Raw genomic sequence first — 26,870 nt, 5'->3', positions numbered from 1 at the left:
GATTCCTTTCTTATGCCTTGGTGATGGTGGCGGGCACGCCGCCCTTGACCAATGTCGACAGGCTGAAGAGTTGTTGTGGTTGCCACCCTGGCCGCAGGTGCAGGCGATAACGCTGAAAGATGATGGCCAACAGGTATTGAGCCATCATGTAGGCCATCCCGGTCCCCATGCAGTGGTGCGGCCCGGCGCCGAAGGCCTGGAATGCCAGGCGCGGACGTGCGTTTACTCGACTCTGATCGAAGAACTGCATCGGGTCATATGTTTCAGCGTGCTCGCCCCACCACCGGGGATCTCGGTGAACCACGTACAGCGAGCTTGCGACCAATGTGTATTTGGGGATGGGGTAGCCGCCAAGAATAGTGTCCTCCATTGCGTACCTCGGGTTGATCGGCGAACCCTGAAGCCGCTGACCTTCATCGAAACATGCTCGCGCCCAAGGTAATTTTGGTAGGTCTTCGGGAGTTGGCATGTTGCCGTTAAGAACGGTGATCTCGTCGTAGAGACGTTCCAGATGTTCCGGATGTTGCAGCAGTAGGGCTAGCGTCCAGGACATCGACGCGACTATCGTCTCGTAACCGCCGCCAATCGCGGACATGATCTCCGAGTACACATCGACCTCAGTGAGCGGTTCGTTGCTGTGGTTGCGTGCCGCGAGCAAGATGTTAAGCAGGTCTGCATCATCGGTTGGATTGGCACGTCGATCGCGGATCATTCGACGAACGGTCCGCATGAGATGAACCCCGGAGACCGTCAGATTTTCCTTGCTGAGCGACGGAAGAATGTTTGGCGGAGTTGCCAGAAATAGTCCAGACGCGATGGCACGCATAACGGATCGAGTCGCCGTGTCAGCATGCAGCACTTCATCATCGGAAAGTCTCGTCGAGAACATGGCGTACATGAATGCCGGGAGCACGATCTTCGGCAACTCTGCCTGAAGATTCACCTCCCGGCCGGTGCCGGCAACCGCAAGCCATCGGTCGATGCGGTCCGTGAACACCTCGACGAACTTGTCCGAGACGACTGAGAGATGTTTTTTGCCGAACATGGGCATGAGCTTTTTGCGCCTATCACGAAGCGCTTGGCCTTCGAGGACTTGAACTGGGCAGCCGACAGTCCTTACGGCTTTTTGAAGCCGCCGACCCTGGAGTGGGGCCGACATGCTGTATTTGAGCTCGGTGTTCTCCATGAACTCGCTCACCAGGTCAGGGTGGTTGGCGAGGACCAGCGGATGTATCGGCAGTGGTACCCGGTAGATGTCCCCGTATCTGCGATGGCAGTCCTGCAGGTACTTGTATGGGTTGCGCGCCATGGGAATTGCAGAGCCGATGAAGGGAAGTCCGATTGGGCCGGGTGGAATCGGTCTGTCGCGGCCCCACCCAGTGACCAGACTGAAGGACGCGCGCAGCGGCTTGCGGGTCGGCCAGAATGGATCGTCCTTCAGCGACGCGATCACGGCGCGGCGTCCGGTGGCCCACAGGGGTGGTGTGACCGATGGAGGTCGAACTTCGTCTGCTTCTGCATCGCTGCTATGACGATGTTCCGGGCACTGGGCCGCAGTAGCGGTCAACATCAGTCCTTTCCGCGGTGGATTTCGATTGCCCCTGAGGGGCAGATCTGGCTGGCTTTCGATGCGTCTGTAAGCGATCCGGTGCTGGTTGTGTCCCGCGGGAGGCTCGTGCCATCTGCGTTTTCGGTGAACAGCTGCGGATAGGAGCCGTAGCAATAGCCGGCCCCCATACAGATGTCCCCGTCGACGGTTACGGAGAAGGCTTGTCCACTCATGAGACATTGGACTGTAGATGTAACAGTGTCTCTACGTCAAGAGGTAACATGATCGGTCGTGGATCTAGGCGCAATGTGGACGCAGTGGTCTTCGGGGCAGGCCGCCCCAGAGGATCAGGAGCGTGAGCGGCTGCTTGATGCTGCACGTGCAGAGTTCGTCGCGCACGGGTTCCGTCGGGCAGCGGTGGCAGATATAGCCAAGCGGGCCAAGGTTTCTCGACAGACTCTGAACCGCCGATGCGGCGATAAGGACGACATGGTGTCCGCGGTCGTCGGCCGGGAGGTGCTCCAGTTCTTTCTCACGTTGGCGCCGTTATTGGATCCGGGTGACAAGGTTGAAGACCAGGTTGTTGAGGTGTTCGTTACCGGAATGCGTGAATGCCGGGTGAACCCGGTGGTTGCGGCGCTCAAGGAGTACGAGGCCGAATCGATGTCGATGAGACTGTTCGAGACCGAACACGGCAATTACCAGCTGGCACTTTCCGTTCTTGTCATGCGGTTGATGGGGGACGGGTATCCGGAAGAGGGTGCCAAGCAGGCTGCCGAGCTGATCATGCGAATTACCGCGACTCTGCTGTTGGCTCCGTCGAAGGTCCTTCGTGCGGACACAGACGAGGAGGCAAGGAATCTCGCCGTCACATACTTCCTGCCGGTGTTGGCAGCGGCGCGTGTGGTGACGGATTAGCACGAGCGCTGCCCTTCTCTTGGCGTGTCCTGCCTCGGTCGTTCATTGCGGAAGTGGTTCGTGGATAACATCTTTCGATCGATGAGCGTTCGGCCAAGGCCATCCGTGAGGCAGCGCAGACCTGTCCACAACCGTTGAATCTGTGGTAGACAGGGACTGAAGCCCGAACAGGTGGTGGTCGTTAATGAAGAGAGTTCGGTGGGGCTGGTTACTTGCCGTTGTGGTCATGTGCGCCCTGATTGGTTCGCCCGTCGGTATGCCGTCCGCGGCAGCTGCTGCGTGTCCCGACGTTGAGATCGTCTTCGCGCGAGGCACTTTTGAGCCGCCGGGTGTCGGTGGAACGGGAGAGGCATTCGTGTCCGCGCTGCGGGCGCGGACCAAGGGCAAGTCGGTGGAGGTCTATCCCGTCGAGTACCCGGCCTCCCTGGCCTTTGCCACTGCGGCCGACGGTGTGATCGACGCGAGTAACCGGGTCAAAGATGTTGCCGCGCGGTGCCCCAACACCAAGATCGTGATGGGCGGATTCTCGCAGGGTGCTGCGGTTGTCGCCTACACCACGGCCGACGCGGTGCCCCCGGGGTTCGAGCTGCCGGAGGGGATCACCGGGCCGATGCCGCCCGAGGTCGCCGACCACGTCGCGGCGGTAGCGCTGTTTGGTAAGCCCTCCACGGGATTCCTGCAGCGCATCGACAACACGGCTCCGCCGATCAACATCGGGCACCTGTACGCGGACAAAACGGTCGACATGTGCGTCCCCGAGGACCCGATCTGCTCCGCGGACGGCAGCGACAACGCCGCCCACGGTTCGTACGGAGACAATGGGATGACTAACCAGGCTGCCGACTTCGCAGCCCGGCAGATCGCCTCGACGGCGGAGTCGGCTAGCGCTTCTCGATGAGTTCGATCGTCGCCTCGATCACGGCGATATCGGATGCCCCCGGCACCAGGATGAATTCGTCGAGCCCGGCCTCGTGTGCTCCGTCGAGGGTGCGGTTCAATGCGTCGGCGTCGAAATTGGTCAACGTTTTCGGAACATTCTCGGCGATCTGCGGTCCGAAGATGGCCAGGTAGTCACTGGTGAACTGTTTGAGTTCGGACTCAGCGTCGGGGATGCCCAGCGTGTAGAAGCAGCCACTTGAGAGCAGCGGCGGTTCGGCGTGTCCGGCTTCCTGCCATGCCGTGCGCGCCGCTCCTGCCGAGTAAGCAAGCTCTGCCGGCGAGCCGGAGACACTGAACCCGGTGATGCCGTCGGCCCATTGTGCCGCGCGGGCCAATGATTTCGGGCCGATCGCGGCGGCGACGATGGGTGGACCACCGGGTTGAACGGGTGCGGGTCCCACCGGGTCGGCACCCTCGAACGGGGGCTCACCCCGCCACAGCCGCCGCAGCTCGGCCACCTGGTCATCGAGGCGCTGGTGGCGTCGGTCAAAGGATGCGTCCAGCGAGCGGTAATCGTGTTCGCGGCCACCGACCCCGACTCCCAGGGTGAACCTGCCGGCGGACAACACATCCAGCGTCGCCGCCTGTTTGGCGACCAGCGGCACCGGATATGCCGGCAGCACAGACACATTCGCGAGTATCCGGATTCGCTCGGTGACCGCCGCCGCACCCGCGAGTGTCACCCACATGTCTTGGTTGTGATACGAGATTCGTTCACCCGAGGAAATCGTGGAGAACGGCCCCTCGTCGGCGAGGCGCGCCCAGGTGATCGTCGACTCACGGGTGTACTCCCGGCACATAAAGGGCAGGGCAATGCCGATATCCATACCGGCAGCCTAGGAGCACTCGCTACGGTTACGTCGTGAGCCTGTTACGTGACCTCGCCCTGCGTGTCAGCACCGCCGCGACACCGCATATCCCGATCCCCGTTCGAAGGGCGGCAGCAGGCCGCCAGGTGATCATCGACGGCAACATTCTCGACCCGTCGACCCAGCTGCTGCTGCGCGGTATGGCGTTGCTGGGAGAGGGGGAGATCACCAAGGGCGAGGACGTCGAAGACAGTCGCGCCAACATCCGTAAGCAGTCGGCCTTGCTGTCCTTCAGCACCCCCGTCGGGCAGGTGCGCAACTTCTCCATTCCGGGCCCGGCCGGGCCTATCCCGGTCCGCCATTACCGGCCGGTTGTCGAAGACACGGGTGCGGTGCTGGTGTTCTTCCACGGCGGCGGCTGGGTGATCGGCGACCTGGAGACACACGACCAGGCGTGCCGGCAGACCTGCCGCGACGCGGGCGTCTCGGTGCTGTCAGTGGACTATCGGCTGGCTCCCGAACATCCGGCACCCGCGGCGGCCCAGGACTGCCTGGCGGCCTATCTGTGGGCTGTCGAACATGCCAATGAGCTCGGTGCCACCCCGGACAGGGTCGCGGTGGGCGGCGACAGCGCCGGCGGCAACCTGGCCGCCGTCGTTTCGCAACAGGCACGCGACACCGGGGCGCAACTGCCGCTGCTGCAATTCCTGATCTATCCAGCCGTCGACTTCACCGTGCGCAGGCCATCACGCGATCTCTTCGCCGAGGGCTTCTTCCTCACCAAGGCGGCCATGGACATGTTCGAAGGTCACTATCTGGACGGGTCCGACGTCGAGAAGACCGACCCCCAAGTGTCACCGATTCTGGCCGCTGACCTTTCCGGACTGCCCCCGGCGCTCATCACGACGGCGGGCTTCGACCCATTGCGCGATGAGGGCAACGAGTACGCGGCGAAGCTTCGGGCCGCCGGAGTGCCGGTGGACCTGCGGGTACAGGGTTCGCTGATACACGGTTTCTACAACATGGCCCGGCTGCGCGGCGCGCCTGCGGCTGCGGTGGACGAGCTGACGTCGGCCTTGCGCGCACACCTGTCTCGCTAATTCTGCCCGGTAGGCTGTTCGCGTGGCCAAACCGAAGCAACCTCCTAGCTACGACCTCAAGAAGGCGGAGCAGCGCCGAAGCCAGCTGATTCAAATCGCACTCACGGCGATCGTCGTGCTGTTCGCCGCGGGGCTGGTCGGTTTCATCGTCGTCAAGAACAAGAAGGACCCGGGTCCGCCCGCTCCGCCCGCGGGTGAGGTGAAGGCAGTCGAGGTGGTCACCCCCGGCCCCGCCAAGCTCGTCACCAAAGAGGGAACCACCGAGCCCAAGGTGGTCCTGACCCTGATCGAGGATCCGATCTGCCCGGCCTGCGCCATGTTCGAGCAGGAGTTCGGGCCTACCGTCAAGAAGCTCATCGACACCGGTGCGGTGCGCGCGGACTACGACATGGTCGGGATCCTGGACGTGCCCCGGCTCAAGCGCGACTACTCGTCGCGGGCGTCGGCGGCGGCCTACTGCGTGGCTGACCAGTCCCCGGAGCTGTTCCTCAAGTTCCACTCAGCGCTCTATGACCCGAACAATCAGCCCGATGAGGTCAACGCCAAGACCTGGCACGACGACAAGTGGCTGACCGACCTCGCCAAGAGCGTGGGTGCGTCGGACTCGGTCTCCAAGTGCATCAAGGACAAGAAGTACATCAACATGGTCAAGGAACTGGGCCCGAAGCTCAACATCCAGGCCACCCCCACCATTCGGATCAACGGCAAGGACTGGGAAATCGGGAAGGGCACGACCCCCGCTGACCTGATCAAGGCCGTCACGGACATCACCGGACCCGTTCCGGGCCTGCCGTGACCCTTCGTCCCGCGACCGCCTGGTACGTCCTTGTCGCCGGGGTGGCCGGACTGGCCGCCGCGCTGGCGCTGACCGTTGAGAAGATCGAGATCCTCATCGATCCGACGTACGTCCCGTCCTGCAGCCTGAATCCGATCATTTCCTGTGGTTCGGTGATGACGACCGAACAGGCCTCGGCCTTCGGCTTCCCCAACTCGCTCATCGGCATCGTGGCGTTCACGGTGGTGCTGGTGACGGGAGTCCTGTCGGTCGCCAAGGTGGAGCTGCCGCGCTGGTACTGGGGCGGTCTGGCCATCGGCTCGTTACTCGGGGCGGTCTTCGTCCACTGGTTGATATTCCAGAGCCTGTACCGGATCGGCGCGTTGTGCCCGTACTGCATGGTGGTCTGGTCGGTGACGATTCCGCTGTTTGTCGTGAGTACTTCGATTGCCTTGCGGCCCTTGGGATCTCAGCGCTGGGTTAGAATTCTGCATCAGTGGCGATGGTCGCTGGTGGCGTTCTGGTTCGCCGCGGTGATCCTGGCGATCCTCGAGCGATTCTGGGATTACTGGATCACACTCGTCTGAACCGATTTGTGAAGTTCAGCGGACGCGCGTTCGCTGAATCCTCACGGTACGGTCTGTGACTATGTTCTCGAAGGTTCTTGTCGCCAACCGCGGTGAGATTGCGATCCGGGCATTTCGTGCAGCCTACGAACTAGGTGCCGAAACCGTCGCTGTCTACCCATATGAAGACCGCAACTCGGGTCATCGGCTGAAGGCCGATGAGGCCTATCAGATCGGTGAGAAGGGCCATCCGGTCCGCGCCTATCTGTCGGTTTCCGAAGTGGTCAAGGCCGCCAAGAATGCCGGCGCCGACGCGATCTACCCCGGTTACGGTTTCCTCTCCGAGAATCCCGATCTGGCCGCGGCGTGCGCCAAGGCGGGTATCACCTTCGTTGGACCGCCCGCGGACGTGCTGGAGCTGACGGGTAACAAGGCCCGGGCGATCGCGGCCGCGCGGGAGGCCGGTCTGCCGGTGCTGTCCTCTTCAGAACCCTCGGCCTCGGTCGACGAGCTGCTGACGGCCTCCGAGTCGATGGAATTCCCGGTGTTCGTCAAAGCGGTCGCCGGTGGCGGTGGCCGAGGCATGCGCCGGGTCGCCGAACGCGAGCAGCTGCGTGAGGCGATCGAGGCGGCCAGCCGGGAGGCGGAGTCGGCCTTCGGAGACCCGACGGTGTTCCTGGAGCAGGCCGTCATCAATCCCCGGCATATCGAGGTGCAGATCCTCGCGGACACCGCGGGCAATGTCATCCACCTCTACGAGCGCGACTGTAGTGTGCAGCGGCGTCACCAGAAGGTCATCGAGCTGGCACCCGCGCCCAACCTGCCCGCAGAGCTGCGCGAGAAGATCTGTTCGGACGCGGTCGCTTTCGCGCGACACATTGGGTACAGCTGCGCAGGCACCGTCGAGTTCCTGCTCGATGAGCGTGGTCGTCACGTCTTCATCGAGATGAATCCCCGGATTCAGGTGGAGCACACGGTGACCGAGGAGATCACCGATGTGGACCTGGTGGCGAGCCAGCTGCGCATCGCCTCCGGCGAGACCCTCGACGATCTTGGTCTGCACCAGGAGACATTGCCGGCGCCACGGGGATTCGCCCTGCAGTGCCGCATCACCACCGAGGACCCGGCCAACGGTTTCCGTCCCGACACCGGCCGCATCACGGCCTACCGCAGCCCGGGCGGTGCGGGTATCCGCCTCGACGGTGGCACAACGCTTGGCGCCGAGGTAGGCGCGCACTTCGATTCGATGCTGGTGAAGCTGACCTGCCGTGGGCGGGACTTTCAGACTGCGGTGGCACGTGCGCGTCGCGCCGTCGCGGAATTCCGCATCCGCGGTGTCGCCACGAATATCCCGTTCCTGCAGGCAGTTCTCGACGATCCGGACTTCCGGGCGGGGCATGTCACCACCTCATTCATCGAGGAGCGCCCGCAGCTGCTGACGGCCCGATCCTCGGCCGACCGCGGCACGAAGATCCTGAATTACCTGGCCGATATCACCGTCAACAAGCCTCATGGGGCCAAGCCCTCGAAGGTGTATCCGCATGACAAGTTGCCGGCGATCGATCTGTCGGTGCCGCCACCGGACGGGTCGCGCCAGCGGCTGTTGGCCCTGGGGCCCGAGGGGTTCGCGAAGGCGCTGCGGGAGCAGAAGGCGGTTGGTCTGACCGACACCACCTTCCGTGACGCGCATCAGTCGCTGCTGGCCACCCGGGTGCGCACCACCGGTCTGCTGGCGGTCGCGCCGTACGTGGCGCGGCTTACCCCCGAGCTACTTTCGATTGAGGCCTGGGGTGGCGCGACTTACGATGTGGCGCTTCGCTTCTTGAAGGAGGATCCGTGGGAGCGGCTTGCTGAACTGCGTGAGGCCGTCCCCAACATCTGCCTGCAGATGTTGTTGCGCGGCCGGAACACCGTGGGGTACACGCCGTATCCGGAGACCGTGACCAAGGCCTTCATTCGTGAGGCGACTGCCACCGGCGTCGACATCTACCGAATCTTCGATGCGCTCAACAACATCGAGGCCATGCGCCCGGCGATCGACGCCGTGCGCGAGGTCGGCGGCTCGATCGCCGAGGTGGCCATGTGTTACACCGGTGACCTGTCAAACCCCGGTGAAAACCTCTACACACTGGACTACTACCTCAAGCTCGCCGAGCAGATCGTCGACGCGGGCGCGCATGTGCTCGCGATCAAGGACATGGCGGGCCTGCTGCGTCCGCCCGCGGCCGCCACCCTGGTGACGGCGCTGCGGTCGCGGTTCGACCTGCCGGTGCATGTGCACACGCATGACACCGCGGGTGGGCAGCTGGCCACCTATCTGGCGGCATGGCAGGCGGGCGCCGATGCGGTGGACGGCGCGGCGGCGCCCATGGCCGGAACCACCAGCCAGCCGTCGTTGTCGGCGATCGTGGCTGCGGCCGCGCACAGCGAGTACGACACCGGAGTGTCCCTGACCGCGGTGTGTGATCTGGAACCGTATTGGGAGGCGTTGCGAAAGGTCTACGCCCCCTTCGAATCAGGGCTCCCTTCGCCGACCGGACGGGTGTACACGCACGAGATTCCCGGTGGGCAGCTCTCGAACCTGCGCCAGCAGGCCATCGCCCTGGGGCTGGGCGACCAGTTCGAGGAGATCGAGGCACGATACGCCGCCGCCGACCGGATGCTCGGGCGTCTGGTCAAGGTGACCCCGTCCTCGAAGGTGGTCGGCGACCTGGCGCTGGCGTTGGTGGGTACCGGCGTGAGTGCTGATGAATTCGCTTCGGATCCTGGTCGTTTCGATATTCCCGAGTCGGTCATCGGGTTCCTGCGCGGCGAACTCGGCGATCCGCCGGGTGGCTGGCCCGAGCCGTTCCGGACACGTGCGCTCGAAGGTCGCGGTGCGGCTCGCGCGGAGGTTGAGCTCACGGCCGATGACGAGGCTGCGCTCGATGGTGACAGCGCGACCCGGCGGGCGGCGTTGAATCGCCTGCTGTTCCCCGGTCCGACCAAGGAGTTCCTGGCCCACCGCGAGCAGTACGGCGACACGTCGCGGCTTTCGGCGAACCAGTTCTTCTACGGCCTGCGGTACGGCGAGGAGCACCGCGTCAAGCTTGAGAAGGGCGTCGAGCTGCTGATAGGCATCGAGGCGATTTCGGATGCCGACGAGCGCGGTATGCGCACCGTCATGTGCATCCTCAACGGTCAGCTACGTCCCGTGCAGGTGCGCGACCGGAGCATCGACAGCGCGGTAGCTAGTGCGGAGAAGGCCGATCGGTCCAATGCAGACCATGTGCCTGCGCCCTTCGCGGGTGTGGTGACTCTCAACGTGGTGTCGGGCCAGGAGGTCGCGGCAGGCGAGACCATCGGCACGATCGAGGCCATGAAGATGGAGGCCTCCATCACCGCGCCCAAGGCGGGAACCGTTGCGCGGGTGGCGCTGACCGAGACCTCTCAGGTCGAGGGTGGGGACCTGCTGGTGGTGATCAGCTGACCCGGATCATCGCCGGTGCCGCGGGCGGACGCCGGATCGCGGTGCCGCCGAAGGGAACCCGGCCCACGACGGATCGGGTACGGGAGGCGCTGTTCAGCATGCTGGAGGCGCGCCTGGACTTCGACGGAATCGCGGTCCTTGATCTGTTCGCGGGCTCCGGTGCGCTGGGCCTGGAGGCGCTGTCGCGCGGTGCCGAACATGTGACGTTCGTGGAGTCGAACGCCGCCGCGTCGAAGGTGATCTCGGCCAATATCGCGGCGGTGAACCTGCCCGGTACCGAGCTGCGGCAGGCTGCGGTATCAACGTTCCTGTCGACATCACCTGGCCGCGCCTACGATCTGGTTCTCGCCGATCCGCCGTATTCGGTTTCTGCCGAGGAGGTTTCGGCTCTGTTGTCACGCCTGACGGATCACTGGGTGAGCGACGATGCCCTCGTGGTGCTCGAGCGCGACGCCTCGGGGCCCGAAGCGGTGTGGCCGGACGGCTGGGAGGTGTCCTCACGCAAGTACGGGGGCACACGGCTCGAGCTGGGATCTCTGTAACTGTCCAGGTAATCCACAGCGCACGTTTACCTATCGGGCGCACACTTCTGGCCATGACCCCGCTGCAGCGATACATCGCCGAGGAGATCGCCACGGACCATGTCGAGGGACTGCTGACGCGGCGGGAGGCCATCCGACGGCTGGCGCTCCTGGGCGTCGGTGCCACCGCTGCCAGTGCGCTGATCGCGGCCTGCGGTAGCGAGAACAAACCGGACAACACTTCCGCCACCACCGCGACGCCGGTCGCCACGTCGCCGCCGCCCGGTGCGGACAAGGTGGTGGCCACCGAGCCGATCACCTGGAGCGGACCCAACGGCACGCTGCAGGGGGCGTGGGCACCGGCGGCGCAGCCGCGTGGCTCGGTACTGGTGATTCACGAGAACAAGGGCCTCAACGACTGGGTTGGTTCGGTCGCGGGACGTCTTGCGGGCGTGGGCTATTCGTCCCTGGCGATCGACCTGTTGTCGGAGGAGGGCGGTACGTCGACGTTCACGGACCCGGCCGAGGCAACGGCGGCGCTGGGCAAGGTTCCCACGGAGCGCTTCGTCGCGGACCTGAAGTCCGGTGTGGACGAGATTCTGCGCCGGGTTCCCGACAAACCCGCCGGTGTGGCCGGATTCTGCTTCGGCGGCGGCCTGGTGTGGCAGCTGCTGGCAGCGGGGGAGCCACGGCTGGCCGCGGCCGCCCCGTTCTACGGACCGCTTCCGGACAACCCGGACTTTTCGCGGTCCAAAGCGGCGGTCCTCGCGTTTTACGGTGAACTCGACAAGCGGGTCACCTCGTCGAAGGATGAGGCCGCGGCGGCGTTGCAGCGGGCAGAGCTGGTTCACGACATCGTCGTCGAGCCCGGTGCGGACCATGCCTTCTTCAACGACAGCGGCCCCCGCTACAACCCCGCCGCGGCGGCAGATGCCTGGCAGCGTCTGACCACCTGGTTCGGTCAGCACATTGGCTGATGGGCGCTTAGTCTTGCTCACCATGTGGTGTAGAGCGGTAGTGGTGGCGGTGGCATCCGGTGCGATATCGATCGCCGCCGCCGCTGTCGCGCTGGCCGACGACGGAGACGCGCCGGCACCGCCTGCGCCAGAGCCGTCCGTGTCTTCGCCTGTCGCGAACCTGCTGCCCGGAGGTGCGAAGGCTCCGGTCGGCCCATCAGTTGCTAACGACGCCTTGTCCGCTGGCCTCCCGGCTCCGGTCGCGGGCCTGGGAGCGCCGGGCGGTCCGTTGTCGGCCGAAGGCCCGCTGTTGTCTCCCAGCGGTCCGTTGTCGGCCAACGGTCCGCTGACAGCGTCGGGCGGTCCGCTGGCGACCGATGGTCCTGTGCTGTCACCGACCAGTCCGGTGTCACCGCTCAACGAGATTTGCGGATCCGGCAGCCTGCTGAAGTCGGTGACCGACAGATTCGCCGGAGTCATTCCGGACAGCACATTGGCGTCGATGCAGAACCAGCACCCCGTCGGCACTGGCAAGTGCCCCGCGACTCCGCCCGCGGACGATCAGGCCCCGGTCGTTGATCAACCCGGAAATTAGCCGCTCAGGTATTGCCAATCAAGCCGCTTAACAATTACCCGTACGTTCCTGGATTCGGTCTGCTCCGAAACCATCCGTACCTCCCTTGATTTTGGGTGGTACCGGGAGCATCATCACTTCTTAATGTGAGGTGAGTCACAGTCAAGACGGTGGGTATTGCCTAACGCGAGGAGTTTGACGTGGTGGTGCGGGGCATCAAGGCATTCAAGAAAATCATGCAAACGACATTCGACCCGGAGCGGGTAATCCCGGAAGACATTAGAGTGACGGAGTTTACCGGCGATAACAGCCTGCGACGGAAAGATCTTTGTCAGCATCCGATTCCTGCCGATTCCCTGATATGGAAGTATTGGGGGCGCCTTGACGTGATGTATTTCGGTAGCGGGGTATTGGGTCCTATTGCGGGTGCATGGCCGCAGATGGCCAGGGGGACCGCGGGTTCCGTTCTTTTCACTGGTGACAGTTCTTTCCGTGCACGCGCCGCGATATACAAGAAACGGCGTCAGCAATCCCGCGAGTACATTTACGGGTCGGTGTATGACGCTCCGGAAGATGCGAAGAAATATGGGCTGAAGACCCGTAACATGCACAAATCTGTGAAAGGCACACTGCAGGACGGCACGTTTCATGCTTTGAATGCGGAAACCTTCTATTTCGCGCATGTCACCTTCTTTTATCACCACATGCTCCTGGTAATCGAGCGGCTACATTTCGGCGGGGCCATGCCGCGCGCGATAAAGGAGCAGATATTCGAGGAATCCAAGGAGTGGTACAGCATTTGGGGGGTCGACGATAGTTCCCAGCCGGACACGTACGAAGATTTCGAACGGTATCTGGGAAACATCGAGCGCAACTATTTGGTGAACTCGCAGGTAACTCAGGCCATGCTGGAACAGTTCATGGAGCGCCGGGTGGCGCCGCGGTGGTGGCCGCCGGTCATGAAGAAGCTTGTGTGGCCCTGGCTGGTGGGTCGGCGGCAAGTCGTTGTCGGTAGTTATCCGCCCCATGTGCGGGAGCTGTTCAATGTGGAGTGGACCCCCGAGGACGAGGAGATGCTGCGCCGCTTTACAGCCATGTTCAGGCGGCTCTACGCGGTTCTCGAGCGTGTCCTTCCGCTGAAGTTCTTCTACTTGCCGATTGCCGTGCGGGGCTTCGAACGGGAAGGGATCGATCCACGCAACATCACCCTGCAGTCCGCGCGGCAAGCACTCCGGGAGAATCGCGCCCGCCGCGCTGCGCTGGAAAATGCGCCAGCAGATGAGGCGAAGGGGATGGTGGCCTCCAGCTGAAGCCCGGCCACTCAGCTAATCTGCGAGGGTGGGGCCAAAAGGGTGGACATCGCTGAGCGCAATCGTCGCCGTCCTCGTGCTCGGGCTGTCGTATCTGTTCGGTCAGGCCTACTGGAGTACACGCGCGATTGTGGGAAATCCCGAACCCGCGCATGATCTGCCTGCCTACGCCGAGCTTCTGGTGCCCGTGCACGCCGAACGCGCGGGTCAGTTGCCTCGTCCGGAGAACGCTGCCAAGTGGAGCGTGGACGGTATCAAGCTGCCCGAAGGGCATCTGATCATCAGCCCAGCGGGCCGTTCGCTGGCGTGGGTGAGCAATGCCGCGGTGGTTGACATCCAATCGCTCTGGTTGCGGTTGGCGGGCCGTTTCGATCGAACGGGGCTGTGGCCCTTGGCCTCCCGTGGGCTCAGTGGGGATTTGCGTCGGCCATGGTCAGACGCCGAAGACCTTCGGCACCTTGTCGAGCCCGCCGATGTTGACGCCTTTGACGCGAAATCTTTTCTTGTGAAAGAGGTTTCGTCTGCCAATGCTGCAGCTGTCGACGTACCGGTTGTGCCCATCACGCTCGAGCAGCGCACTCAGCCGCCCCAGCGTGCACTCCCGTTGACCGCGGATCATCTGGAGCAGGGCTCGCTGCTGATTCTGGTGCCCACGGCACGTCCGGCCGACGCGCTCAATGCCCTGGGATGGACACACGGCGTGAACTACGACCTCTCCGAGGCCGCGCTGGCGGCGGTTCTCCGGTCCTGGGAAGACCGGTTCGGTGCGGTGCTCACGAGCGTGGACTTCGACGCCATCGACGTGGAAGTGACGCGGCCGCCGGGCGCCGATCTTTCGGTAGCGGTCGGCTACGAGCACTACGGGTTCTGTCCCGACAACATCGATCAGGGCGCGGGTATCTTGAGCGCCTATGCCCGCCAGATCAGTGGTGCGCGAACCTGGAAGTTTTGGTGGGACTAGCGCAATGGCCGCACTAGTCTGAATCGGATCTTCGGCCGGGTAAACGGGAGGCGCACATGCGTTACGGCGGCGTAGTAATGGTGAGTGGTGCGTTGTCGGCCGTCGTGTGGCTTGCCGGCTGTTCGTCGGGCGGAGGCTTGCGACACGACTCGCCGGTAAGCAATCCGGCGTCGAGCGCGGCAAGTGGTGGCCAGGCGGCCGGTCCACGTGTAGTTGTCGACGGTGTCGTGAGATCGGTTGAGAATCGGGTCGAGTGCGTTACCGCAGCCGATATGACCTTCGTGAACATCGGTAGCGAGAATGATGCGATTGCCGCCACGCTGGCAGCGGGCGATAACCCGACCCTGAAGAGTTTGACCCTGGGAATCATCGATGGCCACCCGGTGATGTACAACTCGGGGCATGGTGCGACTGAGCCGACGGTGACCAAGTCCGGGCAGTCCTACAAGATTTCCGGCACCGCCACCGCCGGTTTGAGTACACCCGCGACCTTCGAACTTGAGTTCACCTGCCCAGCCAGGAGATAACAGAATCATGGTGAGTCTGTAACGCACCGCACGAATCGCCCCGCCACCGTTGCCGAGGAAATACCCTTAGGTCTATGACTACAAGTGTCGGGCAGGACCTCGTCAAGCACCTCTGGAAGACAGCGGTGGTATCAGGAGTTTTGGCGGTAATCGTTGGCGCCGTGGTGCTGATATGGCCTCAAATCACCGTGCTGGTCGCCGCATACGCTTTCGGCGCATACCTATTGATATCCGGTATTGCTCAGGTCGTTTTCGCCTTCACGCTGCCGGTGTCGTCGGCCGGGATGAGGGTTCTGTTGTTCCTCACCGGCGTGATCTCGTTCGTCCTCGGTGTGTTGTGCTTCAAGGACGAGCTGAATTCGATTCTGCTGCTGGCCATCTGGATTGGTGTCGGCTGGATCGCCCAGGGCATTGCGGGCACCATCACGGCCGTCGGTGACAAGGAACTTCCCGGACGGGGCTGGCAGATCTTCAGCGGAATCATCTCGACAATCGCGGGCATCGTGCTCATCGTGTACCCGATCAGCTCGATCTTGACTCTCACGCTGGTCGTCGGTATCTGGCTCGTCGTGATCGGCGTACTGCAAATCGGTAGCGGTATCGGCATTCGCTCGGCCACTAAATCGTCCGCATGACGGGAGCTGTCTGCCCCGGCTCGTTCGATCCGGTAACCCTCGGGCATCTGGATGTTTTCGAACGAGCCGCGGCGCAGTTCGATGAGGTCGTCGTCGCTGTGTTGATCAACCCCAACAAAGCGGGCATGTTCACCATCGACGAGCGCATCGAGATGATCCGCGAGGCCACCGCCGATCTGCCCAATCTGCGCGTCGAATCGGGGCAGGGCCTGCTGGTGGACTTCGTGAGAGCGCGGGGTCTGGGTGCGATCGTCAAGGGGCTACGCACCGGCACCGACTTCGAATACGAACTCCAGATGGCTCAGATGAACAAACACATCGCCGGTGTGGACACCTTCTTCGTCGCTACCGCCCCCGCGTATTCGTTCGTGTCGTCCTCGCTTGCCAAGGAGGTGGCGACGTACGGGGGAGATGTCTCGGCGTTGCTGCCTCCTTCTGTTCATCAACGACTTCTCGGGAAACTGCGTGGCCAGGCACAATAGAAAACAGGCCGCGCAGAAATAGCCGACACACCGGTCAGCTAGCACGGTCACAGCAGTCACACCAGGCACACTGGTAACAGTGGAAACTCGCGTGAAGGGTGTAGCCGTGTACCGAGTATTTGAAGCGCTCGACGAGCTGGGCGCCATTGTTGAAGAAGCGCGCGGCGTTCCGATGACCGCCGGATGCGTCGTGCCCCGCGGCGATGTCCTTGAGCTGATCGACGACATCAAGGACGCCATTCCCGGCGAGCTCGATGACGCCCAGGATGTTCTGGATGCCCGCGATGCGTTGCTGCGTGAGGCCAAGGAGCATCACGAGACGGTGATCGGCCAGTCGAACGCCGATGCGGAGCAGACACTCAGCCATGCCCGCAACGAGGCTGACCGGCTACTGGCCGACGCCAAGTCGCAGGCCGATCGCATGGTTGCCGAGGCGCGTAACCACGCTGAGCAGACCGTCGGTGAGGCGCGTGAAGAAGCGGCCCGCACGCTGGCCAACGCCAAGCGTGAGCAGGAGAGCACCGTTGCCCGGGCAAAGGCCGAGGCAGATCGCCTGGTCGACTCGGGTAACGCGTCCTACGACAAGGCCGTGCAGGAAGGCATCAAGGAGCAGCAGCGCCTGGTGGCCCAGACGGAAGTCGTGCAGGCGGCGAACGCCGAGTCCACCCGACTGATCGATGCGGCCCACGCCGAAGCCGACCGGCTGCGCGGCGAATGCGACATCTACGTCGACAACAAGCTGGCCGAGTTCGAGGACTACCTCAACGGCACGCTGCGCTCGGTGGGCCGTGGCCGTCACCAGCTGCGCACCGGCGCTGGTACCCACGACTACGTGCAGCGTTAAGATTGGGTTCATGCCGGGACCTTTCGTTCTTGATGTCCTGGCCCTCGGGCTTGGGCGGCGTCCTGGGTCGATGCAGGAGATCGAGCGCACCATCGCTAGCCCGGTGCGCATCGGCAACGACCTGATCGCGATCCCCGAGGGCGCGGACGTGGATATGGATCTACGTGTCGAAGCGGTTTCGGAGGGCGTTCTCGTCACCGGAACCATCGCCGGAGACCTCGCGGGGGAATGCTCACGCTGCCTGGAGCCGATCACGGGCCATGCGGATGCGTATCTCACCGAGCTCTTCGCGTACCCGGATAGCGAGACCGAGGCAACCACCGAGGAAGACGAGATACACCGGGTTGTGGACGGCCTTGTCGACCTTGAACAGACCATCGTCGATGCCATCGTGCCCGACCTGGAATTGGCACCGCTGTGCCGGCCCGATTGCCCGGGCCTCTGCCCCGATTGCGGCATCGTTATGGCGACCGCCGAAGCCGGTCACCACCACGACAAGATCGATCCGCGTTGGGCCAAACTCGCCAATTTCGGTGACGACCAGTGAGCCCTGCCCCAGAGAATCGGTACGACGATCTGCGCGCGGCGATTGGGGTAAGGGTCGGCGACGATCTGCTGACGCTGGCGCTCACGCACCGCAGCTATGCGTACGAGAACGGTGGCCTGCCCACGAACGAGCGGCTGGAGTTTCTCGGCGATGCCGTGCTTGGCCTGACGATCACCGAGACGCTGTACCACAGTCATCCCGACCGCTCGGAGGGTGATTTGGCGAAACTGCGTGCCAGCATCGTCAATACCCAGGCCCTCGCTGGAGTGGCCCGCGGCCTGACCGGCAACGGTTTGGGCGCGCACCTGTTTCTCGGCAAGGGCGAGGAGAACACGGGCGGCCGCAACAAGTCCAGCATTCTTGCCGACGGCATGGAGTCGATTCTGGGTGCGGTCTACGTGGAGCATGGGCTCGAGGTCGCGCGCGCGGTCGTGCTGCGATTGTTCGGCCAGCTCCTGGAGACCGCGCCCAAGCTCGGTGCCGGTCTGGACTGGAAGACCAGCCTGCAGGAACTGACCGCCGAAAAGGGTTGGGGCGCACCGTCATATGCGGTTACCTCGACGGGACCCGATCATGACAAGGAATTCACCGCCACCGTGATGGTCAACGACGCCGCGCACGGCGTGGGCGTCGGCCGGTCCAAGAAGGAAGCCGAACAGCGGGCGGCCTCGGAGGCTTGGAACGGCATCAACGGGTCAAGTGCCTGAGCTTCCCGAGGTGGAGGTGGTCCGCCGTGGGCTGCACCATCATCTCGTCGGGAAGACCATCGCATCCGCGTCTGTGCATCACGACCGGGCCGTGCGCAGGCAGCCCGGAGGCGCCGTCGAGCTGGCGGGACTGCTTGCCGGACAACAGATCAGCGGTACCGGTCGCCGGGGCAAGTATCTGTGGTTGACGCTGGGCGAGGGACAGGCGCTGGTGGTCCATCTCGGGATGAGCGGCCAGATGCTCATCGGACCCATTTCCCGGCCGCAGCATTTGCGTATTGCCGCGACACTCGATGACGGATCGGTGTTGAGCTTCGTCGATCAGCGCACCTTTGGCGGCTGGATGGTGACCGATGTCGTCACCGTCGATGGCAGCGACCTCCCGGAGCCGGTCGCCCATATCGCGCGAGATCCGCTCGATGAACGATTCGACGCGTCGGCCGTGGTCACCCGGCTGCGCGGTAAGCACACCGAGATCAAACGGGCGCTGCTCGATCAGACCGTGGTGTCCGGTGTCGGCAACATCTATGCCGACGAGGCTCTCTGGCAGGCGAAGGTGCACGGACGTCGCCTCACCGACGGCATGAGCCGTGCCAAGCTCACCGAGGTGCTCGACAGTGCGGCCGGTGTCATGCGTCTGGCGCTCGCACAGGGCGGTACCTCATTCGACGATCTCTATGTGAATGTGAACGGCGAATCCGGCTACTTCGAGCGCTCTTTGGAGGCGTACGGACGCGAGGGTGAGCCATGCCGCCGCTGCGGACGCGCCATGCGCCGGGAGGCTTTCATGAACCGGTCGTCGTACTTCTGCCCGGGCTGTCAACGGCTGGTTGAACCCCGTTAATAGCGCGTCAAGAGGCCCGATGCGCCCGTCAGGGACGCGTAAAGAACGCAGGTAGTGCCCTTGGCCGGGATCATGATTCCTGCGTGGTTGATTTCTGGTACCTGGTCCTGATCGTCGTGGGCTTCGCCTTGTGCGTCGCCGTCGTGCGCGGATTGCAGGCGCGATGACCGTCGACGTCATCACCAACATTGTGCTGATTCTCGTGTCGGCCGCGCTCGTCGTGTATCTGGTGGTCGCACTGCTCGACCCGGAAAGGTTCTAACGGTGAATTCCGCTCTGGCGGCCGGTCTTCAGATCGGCTTCGTCATTCTGGTGCTCGCTATCGCGTACATCCCCTTGGGGGACTACATGGCGCGCGTTTTCACGGGCCCGCATTCTCTGCGCGCGAGCGGCCCATCAACCGTCAAGCATTCGCTCGTCGAGCGAGTGATCTACCGCGCGGGCCGGGTGGATCCGGAGACCGAGCAGACATGGGTGGGATACACCCTGTCGCTGCTGGGATTTTCGTTCGCGAGTGTGCTCTTCCTCTATCTGCTGCAACGTATCCAGGGTGTGTTACCGCTTTCTGGCGACCTGGGCGCGGTGAGCCCTGCGGTGGCCTTCAACACCGCGGTCTCCTTCGTGACGAACACCAACTGGCAGTCGTACACACCCGAGACCACCATGACCAACCTGACCCAGATGGTTGGACTGGCCGTGCAGAACTTTGTCTCCGCGGCTGTCGGGCTGGCAGTCGCGGTGGCACTTGTTCGCGGCATCGTGCGAACCACGACCGGGGGAGAACTCGGCAATTTCTGGGTTGACCTGGTGCGGGGAAGTTTAAGGATTCTCCTACCCCTGTCATTTGTGGTCGCACTGATCCTGTTGTCCCAGGGCACCATTCAGTCGCTGTATACGCATTTCGATGCGACAGCGCTCGACGGCACGGCGCAACACATCGCGCTGGCCCCGGTCGCCTCGCAGGAGGCCATCAAGGAAGTCGGAACCAACGGCGGTGGCATTCTGGCCGCGAACTCGGCGCACCCCTTCGAGAACCCGACGCCGCTGACCAACATCGTCGAGATCCTCGCCATCCTCATCGTCCCGGTGTGCCTGACCCGCAGCTACTCAACGATGGTGGGAGACAAGCGCCAGGGCCTGACCGTCCTGTCCGTAATGGCCACCCTTTTCGGCGGCATGCTGGCCTTTGTCACCTGGGCGGAGTCGACTCCGCGCGGCATCGCCGCGCAGGCGGCCGGTGCCATGATGGAAGGCAAGGAGGTCAGATTCGGCATTCCCGCGACCAGCTTGTTCGCGGTGGCGACCACCGGAACCTCCACGGGCGCTGTAGATGCCGCACATGACAGCTTCACCGCCGCCGGCGGTGGAGCACTGATACTGAACATGCTGTTCGGCGAGATCGCGCCGGGCGGTGTCGGCACGGGCCTGTACGGGATTCTGGTGCTGGCCATCATCGCGGTGTTCGTCGGTGGGCTGCTGGTGGGCCGCACACCGGAATTCCTGGGCAAGAAGATTGGGCGACGCGAGATCACCATGGCCGCGCTGTCCGTGCTCGTGATGCCCGCCCTCGTACTCATCGGCACCGGAATCTCGGTGGCCCTGTCGACAACTCCGGGATATCAAGGCAACAGTGGAGATCCGGGGACCGCGCAGTCCATCCACGGGTTCTCCGAGGTGTTGTATGCCTACGCCTCGGCCGCCAACAACAACGGCAGCGCCTTTGGTGGGCTCACGGTGACCAGCCACTGGTTCCAGGCATCCCTTGGCGTGGCGATGTTGTTGGGTCGCTTCCTGCCCATCATCTTCACGCTGGCGCTGGCCGGATCGCTTGCCACTCAGCAGAAGACACCGGTGTCGGCCGGAACTCTGCATACCCACGGCCCCATGTTCGCCGGATTGCATACCGGCACCGTGCTCTTGGTGGCCGCACTCACCTTCTTCCCGGCTCTGGCGCTGGGACCGATCGCCGAGGCTGTCCTGTGAGCAAGACCGTAGTAAGTACCGGAGTCTTCGACCCCACCCAGTTGGTCAAGGCGCTACCGCTTGCGGTGCGCAAGCTAGATCCGCGGCATATGGCCCGCAACCCGGTGATGTTTGTGGTCACTGTGGGATCGGTGGCCACCACGGTGCTTGCGGTATTGCATCCGTCGATCTTCGCGTGGTCCATCACCGCCTGGCTGTGGTTCACGGTGGTCTTCGCGAACCTGGCCGAAGCTGTCGCCGAAGGGCGTGGCAAGGCGCAGGCGGCGAGCCTGCGAGAGGTCAAGCGTGACACCGTCGCCCGCAAGCTAGTGGGAGACGGTCACGGGAACGAGACCGAGGAAGAGGTCGCAGGGAGTGCGTTGCGGCCAGGTGATCGTGTCGTAGTCGAGGCCGGCCAGGTAATTCCCGGTGACGGCGACGTGGTGGAGGGCATCGCGACGGTCGACGAGTCGGCCATCACCGGTGAATCAGCGCCCGTGGTTAGAGAATCCGGTGGTGACCGGTGCGCCGTGACCGGCGGCACCACCGTGCTGTCGGACCGAATCGTCGTACAGATCACCGCGGCACCCGGTGAGTCCTTCGTTGACCGGATGATCGCCCTGGTGGAGGGTGCCGCGAGGCAGAAGACTCCTAACGAGATCGCGCTCAACATCCTGTTGGCCTCGCTCACCATCATCTTCCTGTTGGCCGTCGTCGCGCTCGGTCCTATGGGCAATTATGGTGGTGAGCAACAGGATCCGATCAAGCTCATCGCATTGCTCGTGTGCCTGATCCCCACCACCATCGGTGCTCTGATGTCGGCCATCGGTATTGCGGGCATGGATCGTCTGGTGCAGCACAACGTGCTGGCCAAGTCGGGGCGCGCGGTGGAGGCGGCTGGTGACATCGACGTCCTGCTGATGGACAAGACCGGCACTATTACCTTCGGTAATCGGCAGGCCACCGAATTCATTGTGGCGCCGGGTATCACGCACGAAACCCTCGCCCAGGCCGCGCGGGCCTCGAGCCTTGCCGATGAGACCCCCGAGGGTCGCAGCATTGTGGAACTGGCCACCGGCGGGAGCGAATCGGCCGGGGAAAGAAGCGATGAAGTCTCGCGGGAAGGCGAGTTTGTGGCCTTCACCGCGGCCACCCGGATGAGCGGTTTAGATACCGCCGACGGCAAGCAGATCCGCAAGGGCGCCGCTGATGCGGTGTTCACCTGGGTGGCAAGCCTTTCTGGTGTTCAGGAGGATGACCCCGCGGTGGTCGCGGTCCGCAAGGTCGCAGATCAGGTGGCCAGCGAGGGCGGCACCCCGTTGGTGGTGGCCGACCACGACGGCGCCGAGACGCGGCTGCTGGGCGTGATTCGGCTCTCTGACGTCGTCAAACCGGGTATGGCTGAACGCTTCGCCCAGATGCGAGCCATGGGGATACGCACCGTCATGGTGACCGGTGATAACCCGTTGACCGCCAAGCAGATCGCCTCCGAGGCCGGTGTGGACGACTACGTCGCGGAGGCCACCCCGGAGGACAAGCTGGAGCTGCTGCGCCGGGAGCAGAAGGCCGGCCGGCTCGTCGCGATGACCGGTGACGGCACCAACGACGCCCCGGCGCTGGCGCAGGCGGACGTGGGTGTGGCCATGAACACCGGGACTTCGGCCGCTAAGGAAGCCGGGAACATGGTGGACCTGGACTCCGATCCCACCAAGCTCATCGACGTGGTGGCCATCGGCAAGCAGCTGCTGATCACCCGGGGCGCGCTGACCACTTTCTCGCTGGCCAATGACCTCGCGAAGTACTTCGCGATCCTGCCCGCGTTGTTCAGCGGCATCTACCCGCAGCTGGGTGAGCTCAACATCATGCGACTGGCCACTCCGCAGTCGGCGATCCTCTCTGCCGTCATCTTCAACGCCCTGGTGATCATCGCGCTGGTGCCGTTGGCGCTCAAGGGTGTTCGTTACCGGCCGGTGGGCGCGGGGGAGTTGTTGCGGCGAAATCTGTTGATCTACGGGCTTGGCGGCGTGATCGTTCCGTTCGTGGGGATCTGGCTGATCGATCTGGTTGTGCGTTTCATACCGGGAATTGGGTGAGTTGGTAATGACGAAGATTTCCATAGCGTGGCTGCGGCAGTGTGTGGCAGGCCTGGTCGTGCTGCTGTCGCTCACCGTGGTACTCGGTGTCGCGTACCCGGCCGCGGTGTGGCTATTCGGCCGCATCGATTCCAGATCCGCGGAGGGCTCACCTCTTACGGACCGTAACGGCTGCGTGGTCGGGTCGGCACTCATCGGGGTGGACCCACAAGCCTCCGGTTCGGATCCCTACTTCCACACTCGGGCCAGTGGCGATCCCGCCGCCGGAGTGCCCTCCAACCAGGGACCGAATAGTGAGAAGCTGAAGACGGATGTCGATACTCGCCGAGCCACCATCGCCCGGCGCGAGAGCGTTGATCCCGCACGGATTCCCGCCGACGCGGTGACCGGTTCCGGTTCGAGTCTGGACCCCGATATCAGCCCGGAGTATGCGGCGCTGCAGATACCGCGGGTGGCGGCGGCCACCGGCGTGGGCACGGCGCGGCTCGCGGAGTTGGTACAAGCGCACACGTCTTCCCGGCAATGGGGCATTCTGGGGGAGCCGCGCGTCAACGTCCCCACACTGAACGTGGCACTGGGCCTGACCGGCCCACCCTGCCGATGAAGGAGAGACGGTGCCTGACGGTCTTCGCGCACGCGGGACTTTGCGGATCTATCTGGGGGCCGCACCCGGTGTAGGAAAGACCTACGCCATGCTCAACGAGGCACACCGCCGGGCCGGACGTGGCACCGATGTGGTCGCGGCAACGGTAGAAACTCATGGCCGCTCCAAGACCGCGGAGATGCTCGACGGCTTAGAGCTCATTCCGCCCAAGGAGACGACCTACCGCGGCACGCTCATGCACGAGCTGGATGTCGATGCGGTGCTGGCCCGCAAGCCGGCGCTGGTACTCATCGACGAGATGGCGCACACCAATGCGCCGGGTAGCCGGAATCCCAAGCGCTGGCAGGATATCGACGAGATCCTGGACGCCGGGATCGATGTGCTGACCACCATCAACGTGCAACACCTGGAAAGCCTGAACGACGTTGTCGAACAGATCACCGGAATCGTGCAGCGCGAGACCGTCCCCGATGCTGTGGTGCGACGTGCCGAGCAGGTTGAGCTCGTGGACATCACGCCGGAGGCATTGCGGCGCAGGATGGTTCACGGCAATGTTTATGCGCCGGAAAAGGTGGGATCGGCGCTGAGTAACTACTTCCGGACAGGCAATCTGACGGCGCTGCGTGAGCTGGCGCTGCTGTGGCTCGCCGATCAGGTGGACGCCGCGCTTGCCAAATACCGTTCGGACAACAGGATCACCAAGACCTGGGAGGCACGTGAGCGCGTAGTTGTCGCGGTCACGGGCGGTCCTGAATCGGAGACCCTGGTGCGGCGGGCAAGCCGTATCGCCGCCAAGTCGAGCGCCGAACTCCTGGTAGTCCATGTGGTGCGGGGCGACGGACTGGTCGGGGCATCGACGGCGGTCATGGCGCGGGTACGCCGACTGGCCAACGATATTGGGGCCTCGGTGCAGACCGTCACTGGAGACGATGTACCGCAGACGCTGCTCGACTTCGCACGCGGTGTCAACGCCACCCAGTTGGTGTTGGGTACCTCACGGCGTTCGCGATGGGCCAGGATCTTCGACGAAGGGGTGGCCGCGGCGGTCATCCGAGACTCCGGCGCCATCGACGTGCACATGGTGACGCATGGGCACGCCGGGCCGGTGAGGCTGCGCAGTGGGTCCATGCCGCAAGAGGGACGCAAGCGCCTGATCATCAACTGGTTGGCGGCGATCCTGGTGCCGCCGGCCACCGCGTTGTTCATTCATTTTTTCGACTCCGCGCTCGGGGTCGGCAGCAAAAGCGCGTTGTTTCTCATTGCGGTGCTGGCCGTTTCATTGCTCGGCGGTGTGTCGACCGCGCTGGTGTCGGCCGTCATCTCCGGGCTGCTACTCAACTATCTGTTCGTTTCGCCGCGCTACAGCTTCACCATCGGCGAGACCGACAACGCACTGACCATCCTGATGATCATGGTGACCGCCGTCGCGGTCGCGGCGCTTGTCGACGCGGCCGCCACGCGCGCTCGGCAGGCTCGGCGGGCCGCCCGAGAAGCCGAGCTGCTGGCGCTCTTCGCCGGTGGCGTCCTGGTGAATTCGGATCTCTCGGCCCTTCTGGAGCGGGTACGCACCACCTACAACCAGACCGCGGTGAGTCTGCTGTGCGCGGAGGGACCGGCCGTGGCGAGTGTCGGGGAGCACCCGCCCACACGGGAGTCCGAAGCCGACTCGGTGTTCCGGGTCGACGATGGCGCGTACGCATTGGCCCTCAATGGGCCGCCGGTGCCCTCCGCCGACGCGCGGGTGCTGCAGGTGGTCGCCGGAACGGCGGTTGGTTTGGTTCGTTCGGCGCGGCTGGCCGAGGAAGCGTCGCAGGCCTCTGCCCTTGCCGAGGCCGACCGGTTGCGGCGGGCACTGTTGTCTGCGGTGAGCCATGACTTGCGTACGCCGCTTGCCGCGGTCAAGGCCGCCGTGTCGAGCCTGCGCAGTCCGGACATCGAGTTCTCGCCGGAGGACACCGCCGAACTGCTTGCAACCGTGGAGGAGTCGACCGATCAACTGACGGCGCTGGTGGGCAATCTGCTGGACTCGTCGCGGCTGGCGGCGGGGGTCGTCAAGCCCCGTGCGGTGCCGGTGTACGTCGAGGAAATCGCGCATCGAGCCCTTCTGGGTGCCACCGAGAACGATCGCAAACGGGTACATCTGGACCTGAACGGTGCGGTGGTTCGGGCAGACCCGGGCCTGCTGGAACGCGTATTGGCCAACCTTGTCGACAATGCGCTGCGATACTCACAGGCAGAGGTGCTGGTCAGCTACGAGGAGGTAGAGGACCGCACGCTGGTGATCGTCGCCGACCACGGGAAAGGGCTGGAGGCATCCAAACGCGGTGCCGCCTTCGATGCGTTCCAGCGGCTCGGCGATCGTGACAACACAGTGGGTGTGGGGCTGGGACTTTCGGTGGTGAGGGGTTTCGTGGAAGCAATGGAGGGCACGGTGAACGCGACCGATACGGCAGGCGGCGGTCTGACCATGATCGTTGACCTACCGAGTGTCGGAGTGCTGCGATGACGCGGGTGCTGGTGGTTGACGACGAACCGCAGATCCTGCGCGCCTTGCGGATCAATCTGTCGGCGCGTGGCTATGAGGTGGTGACGGCTTCCTCGGGGGCGGGTGCGCTGCGCGCGGCCGCCGAGACCCAGCCCGAGGTGGTCATTCTGGATCTCGGGTTGCCGGATATGGATGGCACCGAGGTGCTCGCCGGGCTGCGCGGCTGGACCGAGGTTCCGGTGATCGTGCTTTCGGCGCGCACCGACTCGGCAGACAAGGTGGAGGCACTCGATGCGGGTGCCGACGACTATGTGACCAAACCTTTTGGCATGGACGAATTCCTGGCCCGGCTGCGGGCAGCGGTGCGCCGCGGCACACCGGACAGTGCCGAGCCGGTGGTCCGCACCGAAACATTCGACGTGGATCTTTCGTCACACAAGGTGATTCGCGATGGCAGGGAAGTGCATCTGACGCCTACCGAATGGTCGATGCTGGCGGTGCTGGTGCGTAACCGCGGAAAACTTGTCGGGCAAAAGGAGCTGCTCCACGAGGTCTGGGGCCCGGCGTACAGCTCCGAAACTCATTATCTACGTGTGTATCTGGCGCAGCTACGACGCAAACTGGAGATCGATCCGGCTCATCCGAAACACCTGCTCACCGAGGCGGGGATGGGGTACCGCTTCCAGGAGTGAC

Annotated in this window: 27 protein-coding genes; 24 read left to right on the top strand and 3 right to left on the bottom strand. The window is 63.9% G+C overall.

Going from position 1 to position 26,870, the window contains the following annotated elements:
• Positions 1-10: 10 nt before the first annotated feature.
• A complete protein-coding gene (locus RHO23_RS11930) occupies positions 11-1,309 on the bottom strand; it encodes a cytochrome P450 (protein WP_064410383.1) in 1,299 nt (432 codons plus the stop codon).
• A 260-nt stretch (positions 1,310-1,569) separates the two neighbouring features.
• Complete coding sequence (locus tag RHO23_RS11925; protein ID WP_081347329.1) at positions 1,570-1,782, bottom strand: ferredoxin; 213 nt, start codon at positions 1,780-1,782, stop codon at positions 1,570-1,572.
• Positions 1,783-1,840: 58 nt separating this feature from the next.
• Between RHO23_RS11925 and RHO23_RS11920 the strand changes: the two genes are divergently transcribed.
• Together RHO23_RS11920 and RHO23_RS11915 are read left to right on the top strand one after the other, a co-directional pair.
• Entirely contained in the window at positions 1,841-2,467 is a 627-nt protein-coding gene (locus tag RHO23_RS11920) for a TetR/AcrR family transcriptional regulator (RefSeq protein ID WP_064409206.1), read from the top strand.
• 184 nt (positions 2,468-2,651) lie between these two features.
• Positions 2,652-3,365 (top strand): cutinase family protein, encoded by a 714-nt coding sequence (locus RHO23_RS11915; RefSeq protein WP_030094080.1) that lies wholly within the window; start codon positions 2,652-2,654, stop codon positions 3,363-3,365.
• Here RHO23_RS11915 and RHO23_RS11910 read toward each other — a convergent pair.
• On the bottom strand, positions 3,349-4,233 hold the full coding sequence (locus RHO23_RS11910; protein ID WP_423489120.1) for an LLM class flavin-dependent oxidoreductase: 885 nt from the start codon (positions 4,231-4,233) through the stop codon (positions 3,349-3,351). The genes RHO23_RS11915 and RHO23_RS11910 overlap by 17 nt on opposite strands.
• Positions 4,234-4,268: 35 nt before the next feature.
• Between RHO23_RS11910 and RHO23_RS11905 the strand changes: the two genes are divergently transcribed.
• From RHO23_RS11905 to RHO23_RS11800, 22 genes are all read left to right on the top strand, one after another.
• On the top strand, positions 4,269-5,315 hold the full coding sequence (locus RHO23_RS11905; RefSeq protein WP_057963687.1) for an alpha/beta hydrolase: 1,047 nt from the start codon (positions 4,269-4,271) through the stop codon (positions 5,313-5,315).
• Between the two features lie 22 nt (positions 5,316-5,337).
• On the top strand, positions 5,338-6,111 hold the full coding sequence (locus RHO23_RS11900) for a DsbA family protein (protein WP_064409205.1): 774 nt from the start codon (positions 5,338-5,340) through the stop codon (positions 6,109-6,111).
• Complete coding sequence (locus tag RHO23_RS11895; RefSeq protein WP_423489119.1) at positions 6,108-6,677, top strand: vitamin K epoxide reductase family protein; 570 nt, start codon at positions 6,108-6,110, stop codon at positions 6,675-6,677. Before RHO23_RS11900 ends, RHO23_RS11895 begins: the two co-directional genes overlap by 4 nt.
• Positions 6,678-6,738: 61 nt before the next feature.
• On the top strand, positions 6,739-10,125 hold the full coding sequence (locus RHO23_RS11890) for a pyruvate carboxylase (RefSeq protein WP_070917331.1): 3,387 nt from the start codon (positions 6,739-6,741) through the stop codon (positions 10,123-10,125).
• Positions 10,126-10,166: 41 nt separating this feature from the next.
• A complete protein-coding gene (rsmD, locus tag RHO23_RS11885) occupies positions 10,167-10,667 on the top strand; it encodes a 16S rRNA (guanine(966)-N(2))-methyltransferase RsmD (RefSeq protein ID WP_232783306.1) in 501 nt (166 codons plus the stop codon).
• Between the two features lie 53 nt (positions 10,668-10,720).
• Positions 10,721-11,623: a dienelactone hydrolase family protein gene (locus RHO23_RS11880; RefSeq protein ID WP_423489118.1), complete on the top strand. Its 903-nt coding sequence runs from the start codon at positions 10,721-10,723 to the stop codon at positions 11,621-11,623.
• 40 nt (positions 11,624-11,663) lie between these two features.
• Positions 11,664-12,197 carry a hypothetical protein gene (locus RHO23_RS11875; protein WP_423489220.1) on the top strand — a complete coding sequence of 178 codons (534 nt, stop codon included), beginning with the start codon at positions 11,664-11,666 and terminating at the stop codon, positions 12,195-12,197.
• Between the two features lie 215 nt (positions 12,198-12,412).
• Positions 12,413-13,486, top strand: a complete 1,074-nt coding sequence (locus RHO23_RS11870; RefSeq protein ID WP_217340510.1) for an oxygenase MpaB family protein — start codon at positions 12,413-12,415, stop codon at positions 13,484-13,486.
• A gap of 61 nt (positions 13,487-13,547) precedes the next feature.
• On the top strand, positions 13,548-14,447 hold the full coding sequence (locus RHO23_RS11865) for a DUF4253 domain-containing protein (RefSeq protein WP_423489219.1): 900 nt from the start codon (positions 13,548-13,550) through the stop codon (positions 14,445-14,447).
• 56 nt (positions 14,448-14,503) lie between these two features.
• Positions 14,504-14,974 carry a lipoprotein LpqH gene (locus RHO23_RS11860; RefSeq protein WP_070920182.1) on the top strand — a complete coding sequence of 157 codons (471 nt, stop codon included), beginning with the start codon at positions 14,504-14,506 and terminating at the stop codon, positions 14,972-14,974.
• Positions 14,975-15,048: 74 nt separating this feature from the next.
• Complete coding sequence (locus tag RHO23_RS11855) at positions 15,049-15,609, top strand: HdeD family acid-resistance protein (RefSeq protein ID WP_423489117.1); 561 nt, start codon at positions 15,049-15,051, stop codon at positions 15,607-15,609.
• Positions 15,606-16,091 carry a pantetheine-phosphate adenylyltransferase gene (gene coaD, locus RHO23_RS11850; RefSeq protein WP_030094067.1) on the top strand — a complete coding sequence of 162 codons (486 nt, stop codon included), beginning with the start codon at positions 15,606-15,608 and terminating at the stop codon, positions 16,089-16,091. The genes RHO23_RS11855 and coaD overlap by 4 nt, the downstream gene beginning before the upstream one ends.
• A 106-nt stretch (positions 16,092-16,197) precedes the next feature.
• Entirely contained in the window at positions 16,198-16,935 is a 738-nt protein-coding gene (gene sepIVA, locus RHO23_RS11845) for a cell division protein SepIVA (RefSeq protein ID WP_030094066.1), read from the top strand.
• Positions 16,936-16,945: 10 nt separating this feature from the next.
• Entirely contained in the window at positions 16,946-17,482 is a 537-nt protein-coding gene (locus tag RHO23_RS11840) for a YceD family protein (RefSeq protein ID WP_101312515.1), read from the top strand.
• Positions 17,479-18,189 (top strand): ribonuclease III, encoded by a 711-nt coding sequence (gene rnc, locus RHO23_RS11835; RefSeq protein ID WP_070917336.1) that lies wholly within the window; start codon positions 17,479-17,481, stop codon positions 18,187-18,189. The genes RHO23_RS11840 and rnc overlap by 4 nt, the downstream gene beginning before the upstream one ends.
• Entirely contained in the window at positions 18,182-19,033 is an 852-nt protein-coding gene (gene mutM / locus RHO23_RS11830; protein WP_064409199.1) for a bifunctional DNA-formamidopyrimidine glycosylase/DNA-(apurinic or apyrimidinic site) lyase, read from the top strand. The genes rnc and mutM overlap by 8 nt, the downstream gene beginning before the upstream one ends.
• A gap of 163 nt (positions 19,034-19,196) precedes the next feature.
• Entirely contained in the window at positions 19,197-19,295 is a 99-nt protein-coding gene (kdpF, locus tag RHO23_RS11825) for a K(+)-transporting ATPase subunit F (protein ID WP_070933331.1), read from the top strand.
• Positions 19,296-19,297: 2 nt separating this feature from the next.
• Complete coding sequence (gene kdpA / locus RHO23_RS11820) at positions 19,298-21,016, top strand: potassium-transporting ATPase subunit KdpA (RefSeq protein ID WP_423489116.1); 1,719 nt, start codon at positions 19,298-19,300, stop codon at positions 21,014-21,016.
• Positions 21,013-23,088 carry a potassium-transporting ATPase subunit KdpB gene (gene kdpB / locus RHO23_RS11815; RefSeq protein ID WP_423489115.1) on the top strand — a complete coding sequence of 692 codons (2,076 nt, stop codon included), beginning with the start codon at positions 21,013-21,015 and terminating at the stop codon, positions 23,086-23,088. Before kdpA ends, kdpB begins: the two co-directional genes overlap by 4 nt.
• A 7-nt stretch (positions 23,089-23,095) precedes the next feature.
• A complete protein-coding gene (locus tag RHO23_RS11810) occupies positions 23,096-23,692 on the top strand; it encodes a potassium-transporting ATPase subunit C (protein ID WP_423489114.1) in 597 nt (198 codons plus the stop codon).
• A 10-nt stretch (positions 23,693-23,702) separates the two neighbouring features.
• A complete protein-coding gene (locus RHO23_RS11805) occupies positions 23,703-26,198 on the top strand; it encodes a sensor histidine kinase (RefSeq protein WP_046254213.1) in 2,496 nt (831 codons plus the stop codon).
• Positions 26,195-26,869, top strand: coding sequence for a response regulator (locus tag RHO23_RS11800; protein ID WP_030094058.1), 675 nt, complete (start codon positions 26,195-26,197; stop codon positions 26,867-26,869). The genes RHO23_RS11805 and RHO23_RS11800 overlap by 4 nt, the downstream gene beginning before the upstream one ends.
• The last annotated feature ends 1 nt before the right edge of the window (position 26,870 follow it).

The sequence above is a fragment of the Mycobacteroides sp. PCS013 genome (assembly GCF_049532645.1).
GTDB classification, from domain to species: Bacteria; Actinomycetota; Actinomycetes; order Mycobacteriales; family Mycobacteriaceae; genus Mycobacterium; species Mycobacterium gwanakae.
Note: the sequence above shows the minus strand (reverse complement) of the source record. Positions and strands in the feature narration are given on the sequence as shown.